Origin of the sequence: Streptomyces sp. NPDC050759 (assembly GCF_044456945.1) — a bacterium.
In the GTDB taxonomy this organism is placed as follows: domain Bacteria; phylum Actinomycetota; class Actinomycetes; order Streptomycetales; family Streptomycetaceae; genus Streptomyces.
In genome coordinates, this window is the sequence record NZ_JBITGI010000009.1 from 305,074 (window position 1) to 321,657 (window position 16,584).

Consider the following 16,584-nt stretch of genomic DNA (forward strand, 5'->3'; position numbering starts at 1 on the left):
CGGATGCCGGTCGGCGCAGGGCCCGTGGGCCCAAATCCGGGCCCAAGCTCGCATCGACACCGCTCACCCCACCCCTCGGCCCGAACTCGGCGCCGTGCCCAGCCACTTCGCGGCGGCCTCGGAGCGGCTCGTGCTGTGGAGCTTGGCGAAGATGCGGTTGATGTGGTTCTTGACCGTCTTCTCGCTGATGAAGCAGGCGGCGGCGATCTGCTGGTTGGTCATGCCGGATGCGATGAGGTCCATGATCTCCGCCTCCCTCGCGCTGAGTTGGAAACGCGACCTGTCCGATGACGACTGTCCCACAGATGGTTGCAGTTGCGAAAGTCCTTTGGTGGGAAATGGCGTTGCTGGCAACGGAAGATGGGGACTCACGTGTGCATTTGCATCGCGTAGCTGGGTCAGCAGGGCGCCCGCCGCCGTGGGTGTGAGGTGGGTGCGGCCCTGGACGGTGTCCCTGACGGCCAGGACGAGCTGGTCCGCCGTGAACTCGCCGTGGACCAGGTAACCGTCGGCTCCCCTGCGCAGCGCCTCCTGGACGGTCTCCGGCTCCCCGCTGTACGTCAGCATCAGCACCGGCGCGATCGGCACGAGGTACGGCAGCGCCGAGATGCCGTCGACGCCCGGCATCCGGACGTCCAGGAGGATCACGTCCGGGTGGTGCCGGCTCGCGGCCTCGTACGCCTCGCGGCCGTCCGCCGCCTCCGCCACGACCGTGATGTCCTCGCGGCCCGTGAGGAGGGCGGTGAGGCCCGCTCGGACCACCGGGTTGTCGTCGGCGACGACGATCCGGACGGGGGTGGGCGGGGCCGTCGGGAACAGCGCGATCGGTGGGGTGGGGGGCTGGGGGTCGTCCGGCATGTCAGGGCCTCCTCTCAGGATCGGGTGGGGGGCAACGGTCCGCCCGCGGGGGTGACAGGGGCAGTTCCAGGAGTACTTCCGTGCCCTTCGCGTCCGCGCCCCCGCCGATGTGGATACGGGCGCCCACCGACTCGGCGCGTTCCACCATGCCGACCAGGCCGAAGTGGCCGGAGCGGCGGAGTGCGTCGAGGGTGGTGTCCGGGGGGAGGCCGCGGCCGTCGTCCTGGACGCTGATGCTGAGCAGTTCGTGGTCGCGGTCCACGTCCGCGGTGACGTCGACGCGCGTGGCATCGGCGTGCCGGTGGGCGTTCTCCATCGCCTCCTCGGTGATGGTGAGGAGTTGGCGGGCCACGGGGTGCGGGACGGCGAGCGCGGGGTGGGGGTGGGTGGGGGCCCGGTAGGTCGCCGGGAGGGTGGTGCGGGCGCTGAAGTTCCTTGTGCGGGTGGCCAGTTCTTCGAGTACGTCCGTGGCGGGGGCCGGGTCCCGGCGCAGGTCGGTGAGGAGTTCGCGGGACTCCGTGGCCGCTCGGCGGGCTGCTCGGGCCACCAGCTCGGCCTGTTGCTTGAGCAGGGCCGGGTCCGGGGTGGGGGCTGCCGCCGATGTCGCCAGGCCCTCCGCCGCCAGGGCCACGCCGTGGAGGGTCTTCGCCACCGAGTCGTGCATCTCCCGTGCCAGGCGGGCCCGTTCCTCGCTGATCGCCTCCGCCACCGCCAGGCGGGCCTTCATCGCGGTGAGGGCGTGGGTCGCCGTGCCGAAGCGGAGCAGGAGGTTGCGCAGGGTGGAGCCGACCGCTCCCGTGATCACGCAGAAGCCGGGGAGGAGAAGGATGTCGGCGGGGGTGCTGTTCGAGTGCGGGAGGGCCGTCTGGGCCAGGAGCAGGATCAGGGACTGCAGGGACGCGAAGACCGCGGCGCCTCGCCAGCTGTAGGCGATACCGGCGAGGAGGGGGGTGCAGACGCTGACGTACGCGAGTGTGGTGTCCGGGCCCGCGGAGATCAGGAGGAGGCTGCCGAAGAGGGTGTCCGCGGCGAGGAGGCTGGGGTGGCGCAGGAGGAGGGGTCCGAAGCGTTCCCAGTCCCTGAAGAGGGCGTACGACACCATGAAGGTGACGACGACCGCCGCGCCGACCAGGCGGGTGCCGAGGCCGGGGCCCGCGTTGAGGAGGGCGGCGGGGGCGGCCAGGGCGATCATCGCCAGGCGGAAGCCGAAGACCTGGCGGCACATCGCCTGCAGGGCGTTGACCTGGATGTCCAGTGCGGGTACGTCGGAGGGCCGCACCCGGCCTTCGGAGGACCCCACCCGGCCTTCGGCGGGAGCGCCGTCGGCGGCCGCGCCACGCCCCCGCCCCGTCCTGCGCACACCCGTCATCGACATCGCCCGGCCCCCTACTTCCCCGTGATCGTGCCGAAGTCGGTGCCCGAGCCGAGCAGCAGTCCCGCGGCCAGCAGCAGCATCGTGGCGGGAACCATGAACGTGGTGATCATCATGGTGGCCTTGGGGACCGCGCGGGCGGCCTTGCGGCGGGCGTTCTGGGCGTCCGTGCGGCGCATGTCCTTGGCCAGGGAGACCAGGGTGTCCACGATGGGTGCGCCCAGTTCCTCGCCCTGCTGGAGCGCCGTCACGAACATGGCGACCTGTTCGGAGTCGTTGCGGCGGCGCAGTTCCGCGAAGGCCTGGCGGCGGCTCATGCCGAGGTCCATCTGGCGGAGCGTGATGCGCAGTTCGTCGGCCCAGGGGCCCTCGTACTTGGAGGCCACGCGGTCCAGCGCCTGGCGGAAGCCCAGGCCCGCGCTGACCACCACCGCCAGCACGTCCAGGAAGTCGGGGAGCGTGCGCTCGATGACGTCCTTCCTGACCCGGATCGCCGACCAGATGCCGACCTCCGTCCAGAACGCCCCGAAGGCCAGCAGGAGCAGGGCCACCAGGATCTGGCCGCGGAGGAGGAAGACCAGGAAACCCAGGGCGCCCAGGAAGCCGTAGACCGCCCTGCGGGCCGCGTAGCGGTGAATGGTCAGGCCGCCCGGGTTGCCCGCCAGGTCGATCTTGCGGCGGTACTTCGCCACCTGTTTGGGGCCCATCAGCCGCAGGACCGCGGGCGCGTACCGCATGCCCATGCGGTCGATCAGGGAGTCGACCGCGCCGGTGCGGGTCGATCCGACCTCCAGGGCCAGCACCAGGTCGCTCGGCAGTTTCGCCTCCGCCCGGTACATGCGGATGCCGGCGAAGACGCCCCACACGCTCACGGCCATCAACAGGGCCAGTCCGAGACCGATCACAGCAGCCCCCTCCTCAGACGTCGATCCGGGACAGGCGGCGGATCAGGATGAATCCCACCGCGTAGAGGGCGAACGCGATGATCACCGCCCCTTGGCCGAGTGGCGAGCCCGTCATGCGTTCCAGCGCGCCGTCCTTGACGCCGTTCATCAGGAACAGTGAGCCGATGCCCAGGACCGGGACGGCGTACGACGTCATGTTCACCTGGGAGAGCTGGGTGCGGACCTCGCGCCGGGTCTCCTTGCGCTCCTCCAGCGTCTCGGTCAGGTTCCGCAGGGCGCTGACCACTTGGCCGCCCGCCCGGCTCGACAGCACCAGGGTCGTCACCAGGACCACCAGCTCCCTGGACGGCAGCCGCTTCGCCATCTCGTCGAGCGCGTCCTCCATCGACACGCCCACCGCCAACTGGTTGGCCACGTTGGCCAGTTCCTCTCCGGCCGGGGCCTCCAGCTCCTCCGCCGCCATGCCGATCGCGGTGCGCAGGGCGAGGCCCGCGTGGGTGGCGTTGGCCAGGATGCGGGCCAGTTCGGGGAGTTGGTTGATGAACTTCTCGATGCGCTTCTGTCGCTGCCAGTTGAGGAACTGCACCGCCGCCCAGACGCCCGCCAGACCGGCCAGCGGGCCGAAGAAGGGCGCCAGGGTCGCCTGGCCGACCAGCCACAGGCCGCCGACGAGCCCGATCATCGCGGCGAAGAACTCGCCCGGTGTCACGTCAAGGCCGGTCGCCGCCAGCCGGAGTTCCAGCTGCCTGCCGAGACGGGTGCGGCGCAGCCGGCGGTCCAGGTCGCGGAAGTGCCGGCGGCGGCCGGTGTACGGCACCTGGCTCGCGGCCGACAGCCGGTCGACCAGTGCCGCCCGCTGGGCCCGTCCCCTGGCGTAGAAGTGGACGCCCACGACGGCGAGCGCGCAGGTCAGCAGGGTGGCGCCGATGGTGAGCGTGACTAGGGTCTGCAGGTCCATGGGGGTGGGTCCTACCTGGCTTCTCGGATGGCCAACTGGTTCGCGGACTGGGCCACGCCGAAGGCCTGGGGCGTGGGCTGGCTCGCCATGTAGAGGCGGTCGACGGTACGGCGCGGCAGCGGGAAGTACTCGAACCGGCCGTAGATCTTGCCGTCCGCCGCCATCGGCTGGGCATTGAAGCGGGCCACCGTGGCCAGCCGGTACGGCTCGCTGCCGTGGCTGTCGAGCAGGGCGATCTCGGTGATCCGGCGGGCGCCGTCGGCGAACCGGGTGAGCTGGATGATCACGTCGACCGCGCTGTTGATCTGGTCGTGCAGCGCCTCGAAGGGGATCTCCACCTCCGACATCGAGGCCAGGGTCTTCAGCCGCATCAGCGCGTCCTCCGCGCTGTTGGCGTGGACGGTGGCGAGGGAGCCGTCGTGGCCCGTCGACATGGCCTGGAGCATGTCGAGGGACTCGCCGCCGCGGACCTCGCCGACCACGATCCGGTCGGGGCGCATCCGCAGCGAGTTGCGGACCAGGTCGCGGATGGTGACCCGGCCCTGGCCCTCCACGTTCGGCGGGCGCGACTCCAGCCGGACCACGTGCCGCTGCTGGAGCTGGAGTTCGGCCGAGTCCTCGATGGTGATGATCCGGTCGCCCTCCGGGATGAGCCCGGACAGCGCGTTGAGCAGGGTCGTCTTCCCCGTGCCCGTCGCGCCCGACACGATGATGTTGAAGCGCGCCTGCACCAGGCCCGCCAGCAGGTACAGCATGTTCTCGTCGAGCGAGCCGAAGCCGGCCAGTTCCTGCAGCGTGTAGGAGCGGGGGAAGCGGCGGATCGTGAGGATCGCGCCGGTCAGGGAGAGCGGCGGGATGATGACGTTCACCCGCTCGCCGGACGGCAGGCGCGCGTCGACCATCGGGTTCGTCTCGTCCACGCGCCGGTTGACCGTGGAGACTATTCGCTCGATGGTCTGCATCAGCTGGTCGTGGGACGGGAAGCGCAGCGGCAACTGCTCGACGCGTCCGCCGCGTTCGACGAAGATCGAGTCCGGCCCGTTGACCATGATCTCGGTGATGGAGGCGTCCTCGAGCAGCGGCTCCAGGATGCCGAGTCCGAGAGCCTCGTCGACCACCCGCCGGATGAGCTGCGAGCGTTCGACCGTCGACAGGACCGGCCCCTCACGGCTGATGATGTGCCCGAGCACCCGCTCCAGGCGGGCCCGGCGCTCGGCCGCCGCCAGCGAGCTCATCTCCGCGAGGTCGATCTCCTCCAGGAGCTTGGCCCGGTAGGAGGAGACGAGGTGGCCGTCCTCGCCCCGGCTGCCGTTCTCCTCGGGGGTGTTGATGCGGGACCGCAGACTCATGGGGTACCTCGTTCAGTGGTCGAGCGGCATGGTGGCGGTCTTGACGGCGGGGTCGAAGCTCCAGCCGGGGACGATCGACGGGATCTGGACGGTGGCGGTGACGGTGACCGAGTCGCCGCCCCCGCCCTCGGCGCAGTCGACGGACAGCCAGTCGCTGATCGCGTTCACACAACCCTCCTGCGCACTCATGTCCAGCGAGGCGGCCCGCGCCCCGGCCCTGGCCGCCGTACCGGCCTGCTGGGCGGTGTAGGCGATGAGCCCGATCTGAACGCCCGCCATGGCGACGAGGATCAGGATCGGGATGAAACCCAGGTACTCCAGGGCCACCTGACCGCGGTCACGCGTGCTCTTCGGGGAGTGCGACATCTCAGACATCTCAGTCCTTGTCCTCCTCCACCGCGCCCGCGTGGCCGTCGACCTTGAAGGGGAAGGCGATCGCACCCGGGAACAGGACGGGGACGTCGAGATGGACGTCGGCCGTGACATAGCCGCCGCCGGTGCTGCAGGTGACCTGGCCGCTCCAGGCGCCGGGCAGCTTGTCCAGTCCCGCCTGCTCGCACGCGGCCTCCCGCTCCCCCGGCGCCGCCGCCGTCGCGGCCCGTACCGCCTCGTCCGCAGCATTCCCCGCGAGCGTGAAGGTGTACCCCAGCAGCACGAACTGCCACAGCAACACCAGTGTGATCAGGATCAGCGGGGTCATCCCGAGGAACTCGATCGTCACCTGTCCCTCGTCCCGCCGGAACGCCCGGGCCCTCATCTCCCCAGCTCCTTGCGCCGCCGGAAGGTCAGCGCGCCGCGCTCCCGGCCGCCGTTGCGATGGGAGTTCGTCTCCGTGCCCTTGACCAGGCCCAGTTCACCGGCGAGCGTCCACAGGGCCTGCTTCACCGTGCCCTTGGCGTCGAGTTCGTGGACCCGGCCCGCGTCCACCGCGCCCTGGAGCTCCTTGAAGTTCGCCGGGATCACGGTCGCCGCGACGCCCGTGCCGGTGATCTTCTGGATGAGCGCGGGCTGGATCTCGGTACCGCGGCTGTGCCGGTTGACGACGACGGTGGTCTCCTCGGCCTTGCGGACCTGGAGCCGGTCCCACATGCGCACGGCACGCTTGGCGCCGCGTACGGCGACCACGTCGGGCGTGGTGACCAGCAGGGCCGTGTCGGCCATCTCCACGACCGCCGCGCCGGCCCCGCTGAGCTGCGCCCCGCAGTCGACGACCACGACCTCGTAGCGGGAGCGCAGGGCGCTCACGATCTGGCGGGCGGCGCGCTCGGTGACCTCCTCGCCGCGTTCGCCCTCGCCGGGGGCGAGCAGCAGCGCGAGGCCGGTGTCGTGGGGGAAGACGGCGTCGGCGAGGACGCGCGGCGAGATGTCGGTGATGGTGGCGAGGTCGGCGACCGAGCGGCGGAACTGGACGTCCAGGTAGGAGGCGACGTCGCCGGTCTGGAGGTCCATGTCGAGCAGGGCGGTGGTGCGGCCGGAGGCCTGGGCGGCGAGGGCGAGCTGGATGGCGGTCGTGGTGGCGCCGACGCCGCCCTTCGCGCCGCTGACCGTGACGACGGTGCCGCCGACGCCGGTGAACACGTCGGTGACGGCGCCCAGGTGCCGTCGTACGCCCACCGACCACTGGGCGACCGCGTGCACCCGGGTGGCGAGCTCCTCGTAGCCGAGCGGGAGGGAGATCAGACCGCGGGCGCCGTAGTCCATGGCGGCCTGGAAGAGGCCGGGGCTGACGTCGGAGGTGACGAGGATGACGCCGACGGCCGGGAAGCGCAGGGCGACCTCACGGATCAGCTCCAGGGCCGGGACGGGCCCGATCCGCTCGTGCACCACGACGACCTCGGGCAGCTCGTCGATCGACTCGGACGCCAGGCGGGCGAGGGTGTCGATGAGCTGGGTGGAGTCGGTCACGGGGACGACCGGTTCGGCGTCCGGTAGCTGGCTGAGCAGCGTGGTGAGGGAGCGGACCGCGTCCGCGTCGCCGACGGCCGGAAGGATCCTCGTGGGCATGGCGGCCTCTCACTTGTCCTTCGCGAGTTCGTACGTGCGCTCCTGCTCGGGCACGGTTCCGGTCTCGCCCGGCGCGACCAGGGCGAGCCGGACCCGCTTGGCGAACGACTCGGCGTACGTGATGCGCTGGGCGTCGAGGGCGGAGAGGGCGAAGGTGATGGGGCGGGCCTCGGTCGCCGCACGGGTGCGGTCGTCGGCGTCCGGCTGGAGGGGGGTGAGGTCGCCGACGTCGAGGACGCGGGCGTTCGTCACGATGATCTTGGACTGGTCGGGATCACCTTCCCGCTGTCCCTCGAAGGTGGCGTACACGTTGACCGCGGAGCCCGGCGTGATCTTGCCGGCGACACCGGTCGCCGCGTCGATCATGATGGCGACCTCCTGCTGCCCGGGTTGCAGAGCCGGCTGATCGACGATCATGTCGCTCTGCAGCAGGGAGCCCTTCTTGAGGGTCGTCACGGCGATCTTGTCGCGGATGGCGGCGAGGTCGGTGACCGCGTTCACCGACAGCCAGCGCTCGGGCATCTCCGTCTTCTTGAACTGGTCCGCGGTGAGCCGGGTGTACGGCGGGATGCTCTTGCGGACCTCGTACGCCGTGACCTCGGGGCCGACCTTGGACTTCACGTCGTCGATGACGGAGAGCACGCCGGCGAAGGCCGCGAGGGCGCCCAGGACCGACAGGAGCAGGAGTATCACGCCGCGGCGCTGACGGGAGTTCATGAACCGTACAACCTCGTTGGGGGGCTCGGTCGAGCGGAATCGGGGACGGGGGCGATCCGGTACGGCTCACCCGGCGGGCAGTTGGTGCTGGGCGTGCTGTTGATGCTGTTGCTGGGCGGAGACGGGCGTCACGGGTGCGGTGGCCGAACAGAACACGCAGCGGTCACCGATGACGTCGATACCGCACCAGTGACAGATGTTCTGCCGTACCGAGGTGACCAGTTGGTAAAGGACGGACAGGTCGGGCAGGAAGCTGCAGAACTCGATCAGCTTGCCGGTGCCCCACCACTCGGCGGACTCGGCGGGCAGCGGGCTCTCGCGCAGCCCCTGGATCCGCCAGGACGTGGCCAGCGTCCCGGAGACCCAGTCGGACTGGAGCTGACCACGGGCGACCAGCATCGAGGTGGCGAACTCCGGGCCGGCGAGCGTGGCGTCCGGGGCGATCCTGACGAGCTGCGGCTGGGGGTGGGCGAGCACGGCGAACTGACTGCCCGGCACCCAGGACTTGGCGTGCGACTTCAGGCCGACGGGGACCCGGTCGAGCTTGGCCACCGAGCCGAGGAGCGCGCCCGCGTGGAGGTAGTGGGTGAGGAGCCGGCCGGCCGAGGCGAGGACGCCGGGGCTGAGGTCGCAGGAGGCGAGCTGTCTCAACTGGCGGGCGAGGACGGCGATCCCGAGGGGTGGCAGTTCGGGCTGGAACAGGGCGATCCGGTCGCTCTCCAGGAGGGACCGCACGGTGCGCAGCCGTTGGTCCACCGCCGGGGGCACGGCACGGGAGTACACGACGATCACATGGCCGTGCTGGTCGATCAGCGTCTGGAGGGCGGCGAGCGAGTGGTCGAGCGGCTGCCGGTCGAGGCCGTCGAGCACGACGGCGGGCAGGGTCCGCTCGTCCTGCGCCGGCAGCGCCATGTCGGCACCGGTCACGGCGATGGCAGTTGGCACGCGCAGCTCCCCGTATCCCATGCCCGTGGGTCCGACGGATCACTCCGGCGCACCCGGTCGACTTCACTGCGTGACTACCTGAGCACTGTAACCACGGCTCTATGGCCGGAGAACAGCGATTCTGTGACTTCCTGGCCTGCGTGAGGGATCAAAAGCGGGCGATTCCTGCCCAGATGGGGCGCACTTGCCACGTGCGAGGGCCGGAGAAAGGCCGGTTGCGTACCCATCCTGACGACATCCTTGACAGCGAGATTGGTCTGGACCAACTTTCTTGTCATGCCCATACTCAGCAGAAGACGGCTCTGGACCACAACCGTCACCGCGGCCCTCGCCCTGGGTTTCGCGGGCCCCGCGTCCGCCGCGGACGTCAACAACGCCAAGAACGCCGGCTTCGAGTCCGGTCTGTCCGACTGGACCTGTTCGGCGGGCAGCGGTACGACCGTCTCCTCCCCCGTGCACGGCGGCTCGGCCGCGCTGAAGGCGACGCCGGCCGGGCAGGACAACGCCAAGTGCGTCCAGACGGTCGCCGTGAAGCCGAACTCGACCTACACCCTGAGCGCGTGGGTGCAGGGCGGCTACGCCTACCTGGGCGCGACCGGCACCGGCACGACGGACGTGTCGACCTGGACCCCGGACTCCGCCTCCTGGAAGCAGCTGACGACCACCTTCACGACAGGCGCATCGACGACCTCGGTGACGGTGTACACGCACGGCTGGTACGGACAGGCCGCGTATCTCGCGGACGACGTGTCGGTGTACGGCCCGGACGGGGGCGGCGGTGGCGATCCCACTCCTACGGTCCCGGCGGCACCGGCCGGCCTGGCGGTCTCCGGCACGTCCTCGTCGTCCGTCTCCCTGGCCTGGAACGCGGTGTCGGGCGCGACGGGCTACAACGTCTACCGCAACGGCACGAAGATCACGGCGGTGAGCGGGACCTCGGCGACCGTGACCGGACTGGCCGCGTCGACCTCGTACAGCTTCCAGGTCACGGCGGTGAACTCGGCGGGTGAGTCCGTGAAGTCGGGCGCGGTGACGGGGACGACGACCGCTTCCCCGGGCGACGGGGGCGGCGCGCTGCCGAAGCACGCGGTCACCGGGTACTGGCAGAACTTCAACAACGGGGCGACGGTCCAGAAGCTGTCGGCCGTGCAGTCGCAATACGACATCATCGCGGTGGCGTTCGCGGACGCGACGACGACTCCGGGTGCCGTGACCTTCACCCTCGACTCGGCCGGGCTCGGCGGGTACACGGTCGACCAGTTCAAGGCGGACATCAAGGCGAAGCAGGCGGCCGGGAAGAAGGTCGTCGTCTCCGTGGGCGGCCAGAACGGCACGGTCTCGGTGAGCGACCCGACGTCGGCGGCGAACTTCGCGAACTCGGTGTACGCGCTGATGCAGACGTACGGCTTCGACGGGGTCGACATCGATCTGGAGAACGGACTCAACGCGACGTACATGTCACAGGCGTTGCGATCGCTGTCGGCAAAGGCGGGGTCGGGTCTGATCCTCACGATGGCACCCCAGACGATCGACATGCAGTCGACGTCCAACGCGTACTTCCAGACCGCGCTGAACGTGAAGGACATCCTCACGGTCGTCAACATGCAGTACTACAACAGCGGTTCGATGCTGGGCTGCGACGGCAAGGTGTACTCGCAGGGCTCGGTGGACTTCCTGACCGCCCTGGCGTGCATCCAGCTGGAGGGCGGACTGTCCCCGTCCCAGGTGGGGTTGGGGCTGCCGGCGTCCACGAGCGGGGCGGGCAGCGGCTATGTCTCGCCCTCCGTGGTGAACAACGCGCTGGACTGCCTGACGAAGGCCACGGGGTGCGGTTCCTTCAAGCCGTCGAAGACCTACCCGGACCTGCGCGGCGCCATGACCTGGTCGACCAACTGGGACGCGGCGGCGGGCAACGCGTGGTCCAACACGGTGGGACCGCATGTGCACGGGTTGCCGTAGCCGTCGGTCAGGACTCGGCCGGGTTGTCGCCCTGGACGACCGCCATGACTTCCCGGCCTGTCTCCCCGATCGTCGGTCGCAGCTCCTGCGCACCCGTGCCGCGGAGCGTGACCAGGGCGGAGTGCCCGGGGTCGACCGCGTGGTCCGGGCGGTTGTAGCGCACGATGCCCGTCACGGTCAGATCGATCGGCGCCCGTGTGTCGCGCACCAGCGAGAAGCGGGCGCCGAGGCGGGCGGGGCCGCGAAGGCAGCGCACGACCACCGTCACCTCCGTCGCCGTGGCGCACCGCACCTCATGGATCTGCAGCTCCGCGTCCCCCGTCACGCCAGTGGCCGGTAGTGCCCGAGAACCGGGGCCAGCTGGGCGAACCACTGGCCCAGGGTGTCCCGGCTCCTCGCGTCGACGACGCACTCGTAGAAGCGGCCGTCGAGGTGGATGACGGCCATCATCAGGGTCTTGCCGTTCGGGCCGGCCTTGTAGTGGACGCTGCGGATCTCGTGCCAGGGGAACTCGGCGGAGTGGCCGTGGTCCTCGAAGGCGACGCCCGCGGAGTCGACCACGACGGAGTTGTGCCGGTCGACGGCCATGAACTCCGGCCCCTCGGGCACCTCTTGGGGCGGCTGAGCGGCGAAGGCAGACGGGGGCGGTGGCGGGCCGAAGCCCGGCGGGGGCGGGGTGGTCATCGGCATCCGTTCCCTTGCGTCGCGGACTGCTTGCGGTTCATGTGAAACATTCTCACCGCCCCACCACGTCAGTGAAGTGAGGACCTCTTCACAGCCGGGCGCACACCAGGGGGGCACACATGAGACAGGCCCGCGCGGACGAGTACGCGGAGTTCGCCGCTGCCCGGGCCGGGCACCTGTACCGGTCGGCGTGTCTGCTGACCGCGGGTGACACGCATCTCGCGGAGGACCTGGTGCAGGAGGCGCTCGGGCGGATCTACGTCCGCTGGGGCCGGATCTCCGTCGTCGGCAACCCCGCGGCGTACGCGCAGACCGTCCTGGTCCGGGTGTTCCTGACCCATCAGCGCCGCCGCAGCAGCAGAGAGCGTGCGACCGACGTGCTGCCGGAGGTGGCCGCCGCCGGTGTCGACACGCCCCTGCGGCTGACGCTGCTCGACGCCCTCGCACGGCTGCCCGCCAAGGACCGGGCCGTGGTCGTCCTGCGCTACTGGGAGGACCGCTCCATCGAGGAGACCGCCGGTGTCCTCAACGCCAGCGCGGCAGCCGTCCGCACGCGCTGTACCCGAGCCCTCAAGCAGCTGCGCGGGCTCCTCGGCGAGGACATCGGCGCCTACGCCCGGCCCTGACCGACCGGCCCCCTGACTTCCCTTTCGTCCGACCGATTCGTCCGACCCGGAACGGTGGTTTCCCATGCCCGCAGACCAGCACGACGACCCCTTCGAGGAGCGGTTCGCCGCCGCGCTGCACGAGACCGGCGGCGGGTTCGACACCGACCGCGCGTCCCTCGCCGCGCGCGGCGTGGTGCGGGGCAGGCGCAAGCGGTTCGTGCGGCGGGCCGCCGTCGCCGGGGGCGCCGCGAGCGTCGTGCTCGCCTGCGTGGGCGGGGCGCTGGTCCTGCGGCCGGGCGGTACGGCGACCGAGGCCGTGCCGTCGTCGGCGACGGCGTCCGCCAAGCCGAAGCCGAGCATCACGGCCAGGCTCGCGACCGACGAGGAGATGATCGAGACCCTCGAGAACCTGTTGCCCAAAGGCGACTTCAGCGAGGAGCGCGGGACGGGCACCGAGCCGACCGACGACCGGAAGGTGCCCGCGCCGTCCGCCGGGCTCGTCTTCGACGACGGCCACGGCGCCGCGGCCATCGGGGTCAGCGTGGGCCGGGTGCAGCCGGGCGGTACGACGGCCCGGCAGGCGGCCCGGTGCCCCGACCGGGTGGCCATCCCGTACGACGCCTGCAAAACGAGCCGGCTCGCCGACGGCTCCGTGGTCACCGTGCTTCAGGGCTACGAGTATTACGACCGCCGGGCGGACACCAAGTTCTGGTCCGCCGAGCTGGTCACCCCGACCGGGCAGCACATCACCGTCAGCGAGTGGAACGCGGCCGCCGAGAAGGGCAAGCCCGTCACCCGGACCGATCCCCCGCTCAGTCCGGCTCAGTTGACGCGGCTGGCGGCGGCGGAGGAGTGGCGCCTCATCGCGAACGCCCTCCCCGAACCGCTCCCCGAGCCGGAGCTCCCCGGCTCCGACCTGCACGCCCGCACCCACCTGCTGGCCCTGCTGCCGAAGGGGCTGAAGGTGACCGGCAAGAGCAGCGACGACGGCGACTACGCCTACGCCGTGGTCGACGACGGCAAGGGCAGGAGCATGGTCCAGGTCAATGTGCAGCCCGACATGCTGGACTCGGCCGGCGACCTCTTCGGCTCGAACTCCGAGACCCTGCCCGACGGCACCCGGATCGCCGTCAAGCAGGGCCCCGGAGACCGGGGCCACCAGGTGATGTGGACCGTCGACACCATGCGCGCCGACGGCAAACGCGTGGTGATCAGCGCTTTCAATGCCGGCACCCAGAACGAGGCCGCGACCCGTGAGACCCCCGCGCTGACCATCGCCCAGATGCGGAAGATGGCGCTCGACGCCCTGTGGTGGAGCGGCAGTTAAAAGGACCGCGGTCAGAAGAACTCCGACCAGGGCTGGTCCCAGATCTGCTTCACGCACAGGACCAGGAACAGCAGGCCCGCGATCGCCAGCATCCCGTTGCTCAGGGGGCCGTTGCGCCACTGGCTGGGTGTGCGGGAGGTGTTCAGCAGCCACATCAGCGTGCCGGCCAGGAAGGGAAGGAAGGCCGCGCCGAGGACGCCGTAGATGATGACCAGGCGGAAGGGCTGGCCCTGGAAGAGCAGGACCATCGGCGGGAACGTCAGCCAGAGCAGATACGCACGGAAGGGCCAGGAGCGCTCGCGTGAACCGGACGCGACCTCCTGGCCGGAGGCCGGCGCACCCTCGCGGCCGCGGTACCGCGCCACGAAGTCGGCGAACATCAGGCTCACGCCGTGCCAGACGCCGATCAGCGAGGTGAAGGACGTGGCGAAGAAGCCGATCAGGAAGAACTTGGCGGTCGCCGACCCGTACTCGTCCTCCAGGATGTCGCTCAGCTGGACGAGCCCCTTGTCGCCGCTCGCGATCGCCACATTGGCGCTGTGCAGCAGTTCCGCGCCGACGAAGAGCATGGCGACGACGAAGATGCCGGTGGTGATGTAGGCGACGCGGTTGTCCAGGCGCATCACCTTCATCCAGCCGGTGTTGGTCCATCCCTTGGCGTTGACCCAGTAGCCGTACGCCGCGAGGGTGATCGTGCCGCCGACGCCGCCGATCAGGCCGAGGGTGTTGAGGATGGAGTCCTTCTCGTCGGGCAGGACGGGCAGCAGGCCCGCGAAGGCGTCGCCCAGGTTCGGGGTGACCCTGATCGCCAGGTACACCGTCACCACGAACATGACGCCCACCAGGACCGTCATGACCTTCTCGAACACCGCGTACTTGTTGAACCAGACGAAGACCAGGCCGAGCAGACCGCAGGCGATGGCCCACCATTCGAGGTCCATCACATCCGGGAACAGCGCCTGGAGCGGCAGCGCGCTGGACGACATCGCCGCCGCGCCGTACACGAAGCCCCAGATCACCACGTAGACGGCGAAGAACCAGGTGGTCCAGCGGCCCAGGCTCGCCCAGCCGTCGAACAGGGTGCTGCCGGTGGACAGATGCCAGCGGCCCGCCGCCTCCGCGAGGGAGATCTTGACCAGACAGCCGATCACCGCGGCCCACAGCAGGGTGTAGCCGAAGTTACTGCCCGCGATGAGCGTGGCGACGAGGTCTCCGGCTCCGACGCCGGTCGCGGCGACGACGATCCCCGGCCCGATGTACCGCCAACTGGACTTGCGGGGTACGGGGTTCGCCTCACCGGCACCGGTCACTGTGTTGTCCGTGTTGTCCGCCATGAAGGTCAAGAAACCCTAAAGATCGCGACCCGGCAAGAGGGCGTGCGGTGGTCGTGCGGTGAAGGAAGTCAGCGGTCGTCCGGGAGGCGTCCACCGCAGCCGGCGCCCCCGCAGGTACCCAGTTCGAACCAGACCGTCTTGCCCGGCCCGTCCTCGTGCCAGCCCCAGCGCAGTGCGAGCGCCTCCACCAGGAACATCCCGCGGCCGCTCTCCGAGACCCCGGCGTCCAGCACCTGCGGGACGCGCCGGCCGGAGTCGGCGACCTCGCAGCGCAGCACGCCGTGCGCGGCGGACAGGGTGAGGGTGAAGGGGCCGGCCGAGTGCAGCAGGGCGTTGGTGGCCAGTTCGCTCACGAGGAGTTCGGCGGTGTCCACCAGGTCGTCCCGCTCCGCGAGCCCCCACCCCTCCAGCTGTCTTCGGACGTCGGCCCGGGCCTCGCGCACCGCGGACGGCCTGGGGTCGTACTCGACACTCACGTGACCTGCTCCCAGGGGAGGTTGGGGGTAGGCGGCGTAACGAGGGTCGGGATCCGGAAGGCGTCCCCCGGAGAGTCGCAGCATGGTCACAGGGTGGCCCCCGCCGGGGCGGGGCACACGGGGAGTACTACCTGATTCCATACCTGCACCACACCTGTACGGCTACGCGTACTGCAGTCGTACGGTCGACCCGTCCCGGTCGTCGCGTACGTCGACGTACGCACACACCTGGCGCGCGTACCAGAGCCCCTGGCCGGACTCCGGGCCGGTGGGGTCCGGCGGGACGAATCCGGCGAGGGGGTCGTCGACGCGGCGCTCCGAGCGCAGTTCGCAGACACAGTGCGTGTCCCGCCCCCACAGCAGCGCGGTACCGGCCCGCTGCCCCACGGCCTGCGCGGCCTCGGTGACGGCCGTCGCGAACAGTTCCGCGTCGGCGGGCCCGAGACCACGCGCCTGTGCCCCGAGCCGTACGGCGTCGGCGGCCAGGTCGGTGAGGAGCTCGGCGTCCGGCGGGGGCGGCGCCAGGGGTACGGCGTTCAGCTCGGCGACCAGGCGTACCGGCTCCTCGTACACGCCCGTGTCGGGGTGGGCCCTGCGGGCCGCGTCGATGATCGCCGAGCCCGCGGTGCGGGTGTCGTAGGCGCACAGCGCGGTGGTGGCGAGCGGCGCGAAGAGGAGGTTGGCGAGGGCCTCGTAGCGGATCCACTCCGTGGTCTCGCGGGGCGAACGGCCGGCCCTGCCGTTCCAGACGGGTTCCATGAGCAGGTGGATACGGCCGCCTGGCCCGGCGTGCGCCGCGAGGTACCCGGCGCCCTGCGCGACCGCGTTCGCGGCGGAGCCGGTGTACCAGTCGGTGTGGTCGATGAGGGTGACGTGCTGGACGTCCGTGCCGAGGGTGTCCCTGAGGAGGGCGAGGCGGTGGGGGGAGGCGATGGCCGCGGGCCGGGGTTCTTCGGGGGCGTCGAGGGCTTCGGTGAGGAAGGGGAGGGCGGCGGCGAGGAACTCCTCGTCGGTGCCGTAGGTGGCCATGCGGTGGTCGAAGGCGGTGGTCATGGAGGGTCCTTCGGTGGGAGTGGGTGGTCGGGTGA

General features: G+C 70.7%; 18 protein-coding genes. 3 read left to right on the forward strand and 15 right to left on the reverse strand.

Annotation, left to right across the window (positions count from 1 at the left end):
- Nucleotides 1-63 precede the first annotated feature (63 nt).
- The 10 genes from ACIBJB_RS26895 to ACIBJB_RS26940 all read right to left on the reverse strand — a co-directional run bounded on the left by ACIBJB_RS26895 (nucleotide 64) and on the right by ACIBJB_RS26940 (nucleotide 9,129).
- Nucleotides 64-858, reverse strand: a complete 795-nt coding sequence (locus ACIBJB_RS26895; RefSeq protein ID WP_398933853.1) for a response regulator — start codon at nucleotides 856-858, stop codon at nucleotides 64-66.
- Between the two features lies 1 nt (nucleotide 859).
- The gene (locus ACIBJB_RS26900; RefSeq protein WP_398933855.1) at nucleotides 860-2,233 is read right to left on the reverse strand and encodes a sensor histidine kinase; all 1,374 of its coding nucleotides are present in this window, start codon (nucleotides 2,231-2,233) and stop codon (nucleotides 860-862) included.
- A gap of 11 nt (nucleotides 2,234-2,244) precedes the next feature.
- Nucleotides 2,245-3,132, reverse strand: a complete 888-nt coding sequence (locus ACIBJB_RS26905) for a DUF5936 domain-containing protein (RefSeq protein ID WP_398934028.1) — start codon at nucleotides 3,130-3,132, stop codon at nucleotides 2,245-2,247.
- A gap of 16 nt (nucleotides 3,133-3,148) precedes the next feature.
- Nucleotides 3,149-4,093, reverse strand: coding sequence for a type II secretion system F family protein (locus ACIBJB_RS26910; RefSeq protein WP_398933857.1), 945 nt, complete (start codon nucleotides 4,091-4,093; stop codon nucleotides 3,149-3,151).
- 11 nt (nucleotides 4,094-4,104) lie between these two features.
- The gene (locus ACIBJB_RS26915; RefSeq protein ID WP_398933859.1) at nucleotides 4,105-5,442 is read right to left on the reverse strand and encodes a CpaF family protein; all 1,338 of its coding nucleotides are present in this window, start codon (nucleotides 5,440-5,442) and stop codon (nucleotides 4,105-4,107) included.
- A 12-nt stretch (nucleotides 5,443-5,454) separates the two neighbouring features.
- Complete coding sequence (locus ACIBJB_RS26920; protein ID WP_398934030.1) at nucleotides 5,455-5,808, reverse strand: TadE/TadG family type IV pilus assembly protein; 354 nt, start codon at nucleotides 5,806-5,808, stop codon at nucleotides 5,455-5,457.
- 10 nt (nucleotides 5,809-5,818) lie between these two features.
- Nucleotides 5,819-6,199 (reverse strand): TadE/TadG family type IV pilus assembly protein, encoded by a 381-nt coding sequence (locus ACIBJB_RS26925; RefSeq protein ID WP_398933861.1) that lies wholly within the window; start codon nucleotides 6,197-6,199, stop codon nucleotides 5,819-5,821.
- Nucleotides 6,196-7,446 carry a CpaE family protein gene (locus ACIBJB_RS26930; RefSeq protein WP_398933863.1) on the reverse strand — a complete coding sequence of 417 codons (1,251 nt, stop codon included), beginning with the start codon at nucleotides 7,444-7,446 and terminating at the stop codon, nucleotides 6,196-6,198. Before ACIBJB_RS26930 ends, ACIBJB_RS26925 begins: the two co-directional genes overlap by 4 nt.
- 9 nt (nucleotides 7,447-7,455) lie before the next feature.
- Nucleotides 7,456-8,163 (reverse strand): Flp pilus assembly protein CpaB, encoded by a 708-nt coding sequence (cpaB, locus tag ACIBJB_RS26935; RefSeq protein ID WP_398933865.1) that lies wholly within the window; start codon nucleotides 8,161-8,163, stop codon nucleotides 7,456-7,458.
- A 66-nt stretch (nucleotides 8,164-8,229) separates the two neighbouring features.
- A complete protein-coding gene (locus ACIBJB_RS26940; protein ID WP_398933867.1) occupies nucleotides 8,230-9,129 on the reverse strand; it encodes a hypothetical protein in 900 nt (299 codons plus the stop codon).
- A 255-nt stretch (nucleotides 9,130-9,384) separates the two neighbouring features.
- On the opposite strand from ACIBJB_RS26940, the gene ACIBJB_RS26945 reads away from it, so the two are divergent.
- Complete coding sequence (locus ACIBJB_RS26945; protein ID WP_398933869.1) at nucleotides 9,385-11,067, forward strand: chitinase; 1,683 nt, start codon at nucleotides 9,385-9,387, stop codon at nucleotides 11,065-11,067.
- Nucleotides 11,068-11,074: 7 nt separating this feature from the next.
- Here the strand turns inward: ACIBJB_RS26945 and ACIBJB_RS26950 are convergent, their stop codons facing one another.
- Together ACIBJB_RS26950 and ACIBJB_RS26955 are read right to left on the reverse strand one after the other, a co-directional pair.
- Nucleotides 11,075-11,392: a hypothetical protein gene (locus tag ACIBJB_RS26950; RefSeq protein WP_398933871.1), complete on the reverse strand. Its 318-nt coding sequence runs from the start codon at nucleotides 11,390-11,392 to the stop codon at nucleotides 11,075-11,077.
- Nucleotides 11,389-11,751 carry a hypothetical protein gene (locus ACIBJB_RS26955; RefSeq protein WP_398933873.1) on the reverse strand — a complete coding sequence of 121 codons (363 nt, stop codon included), beginning with the start codon at nucleotides 11,749-11,751 and terminating at the stop codon, nucleotides 11,389-11,391. Before ACIBJB_RS26955 ends, ACIBJB_RS26950 begins: the two co-directional genes overlap by 4 nt.
- Nucleotides 11,752-11,870: 119 nt before the next feature.
- Here ACIBJB_RS26955 and ACIBJB_RS26960 point away from each other — a divergent pair, with 119 nt between their 5' ends.
- Both ACIBJB_RS26960 and ACIBJB_RS26965 read left to right on the forward strand, forming a co-directional pair.
- The gene (locus ACIBJB_RS26960) at nucleotides 11,871-12,377 is read left to right on the forward strand and encodes a SigE family RNA polymerase sigma factor (protein ID WP_398933875.1); all 507 of its coding nucleotides are present in this window, start codon (nucleotides 11,871-11,873) and stop codon (nucleotides 12,375-12,377) included.
- A 64-nt stretch (nucleotides 12,378-12,441) separates the two neighbouring features.
- On the forward strand, nucleotides 12,442-13,686 hold the full coding sequence (locus ACIBJB_RS26965) for a hypothetical protein (protein ID WP_398933877.1): 1,245 nt from the start codon (nucleotides 12,442-12,444) through the stop codon (nucleotides 13,684-13,686).
- 11 nt (nucleotides 13,687-13,697) lie between these two features.
- On the opposite strand, the gene ACIBJB_RS26970 is transcribed toward ACIBJB_RS26965, so the two are convergent.
- From ACIBJB_RS26970 to ACIBJB_RS26980, 3 genes are all read right to left on the reverse strand, one after another.
- The gene (locus tag ACIBJB_RS26970) at nucleotides 13,698-15,020 is read right to left on the reverse strand and encodes an Nramp family divalent metal transporter (RefSeq protein WP_398933879.1); all 1,323 of its coding nucleotides are present in this window, start codon (nucleotides 15,018-15,020) and stop codon (nucleotides 13,698-13,700) included.
- Nucleotides 15,021-15,088: 68 nt separating this feature from the next.
- Entirely contained in the window at nucleotides 15,089-15,496 is a 408-nt protein-coding gene (locus ACIBJB_RS26975) for an ATP-binding protein (protein WP_398933881.1), read from the reverse strand.
- Between the two features lie 162 nt (nucleotides 15,497-15,658).
- Nucleotides 15,659-16,549, reverse strand: a complete 891-nt coding sequence (locus ACIBJB_RS26980; RefSeq protein ID WP_398933883.1) for an anti-sigma factor RsbA family regulatory protein — start codon at nucleotides 16,547-16,549, stop codon at nucleotides 15,659-15,661.
- Between the last annotated feature and the right edge of the window lie 35 nt (nucleotides 16,550-16,584).

Excerpts from the sequence above, each read along its gene's own strand:
- ACIBJB_RS26895 (WP_398933853.1), bottom strand. The coding sequence starts at position 858 with ATGCCGGACGACCCCCAGCCCCCCACCCCACCGATCGCGCTGTTCCCG.
- ACIBJB_RS26900 (WP_398933855.1), bottom strand. The coding sequence starts at position 2,233 with ATGTCGATGACGGGTGTGCGCAGGACGGGGCGGGGGCGTGGCGCGGCC.
- ACIBJB_RS26910 (WP_398933857.1), bottom strand. The coding sequence starts at position 4,093 with ATGGACCTGCAGACCCTAGTCACGCTCACCATCGGCGCCACCCTGCTG.
- ACIBJB_RS26915 (WP_398933859.1), bottom strand. The coding sequence starts at position 5,442 with ATGAGTCTGCGGTCCCGCATCAACACCCCCGAGGAGAACGGCAGCCGG.
- ACIBJB_RS26920 (WP_398934030.1), bottom strand. The coding sequence starts at position 5,808 with ATGTCGCACTCCCCGAAGAGCACGCGTGACCGCGGTCAGGTGGCCCTG.
- ACIBJB_RS26925 (WP_398933861.1), bottom strand. The coding sequence starts at position 6,199 with ATGAGGGCCCGGGCGTTCCGGCGGGACGAGGGACAGGTGACGATCGAG.
- ACIBJB_RS26930 (WP_398933863.1), bottom strand. The coding sequence starts at position 7,446 with ATGCCCACGAGGATCCTTCCGGCCGTCGGCGACGCGGACGCGGTCCGC.
- cpaB (WP_398933865.1), bottom strand. The coding sequence starts at position 8,163 with ATGAACTCCCGTCAGCGCCGCGGCGTGATACTCCTGCTCCTGTCGGTC.
- ACIBJB_RS26940 (WP_398933867.1), bottom strand. The coding sequence starts at position 9,129 with ATGGGATACGGGGAGCTGCGCGTGCCAACTGCCATCGCCGTGACCGGT.
- ACIBJB_RS26945 (WP_398933869.1), top strand. The coding sequence starts at position 9,385 with ATGCCCATACTCAGCAGAAGACGGCTCTGGACCACAACCGTCACCGCG.
- ACIBJB_RS26955 (WP_398933873.1), bottom strand. The coding sequence starts at position 11,751 with ATGACCACCCCGCCCCCGCCGGGCTTCGGCCCGCCACCGCCCCCGTCT.
- ACIBJB_RS26960 (WP_398933875.1), top strand. The coding sequence starts at position 11,871 with ATGAGACAGGCCCGCGCGGACGAGTACGCGGAGTTCGCCGCTGCCCGG.
- ACIBJB_RS26965 (WP_398933877.1), top strand. The coding sequence starts at position 12,442 with ATGCCCGCAGACCAGCACGACGACCCCTTCGAGGAGCGGTTCGCCGCC.
- ACIBJB_RS26970 (WP_398933879.1), bottom strand. The coding sequence starts at position 15,020 with ATGGCGGACAACACGGACAACACAGTGACCGGTGCCGGTGAGGCGAAC.
- ACIBJB_RS26980 (WP_398933883.1), bottom strand. The coding sequence starts at position 16,549 with ATGACCACCGCCTTCGACCACCGCATGGCCACCTACGGCACCGACGAG.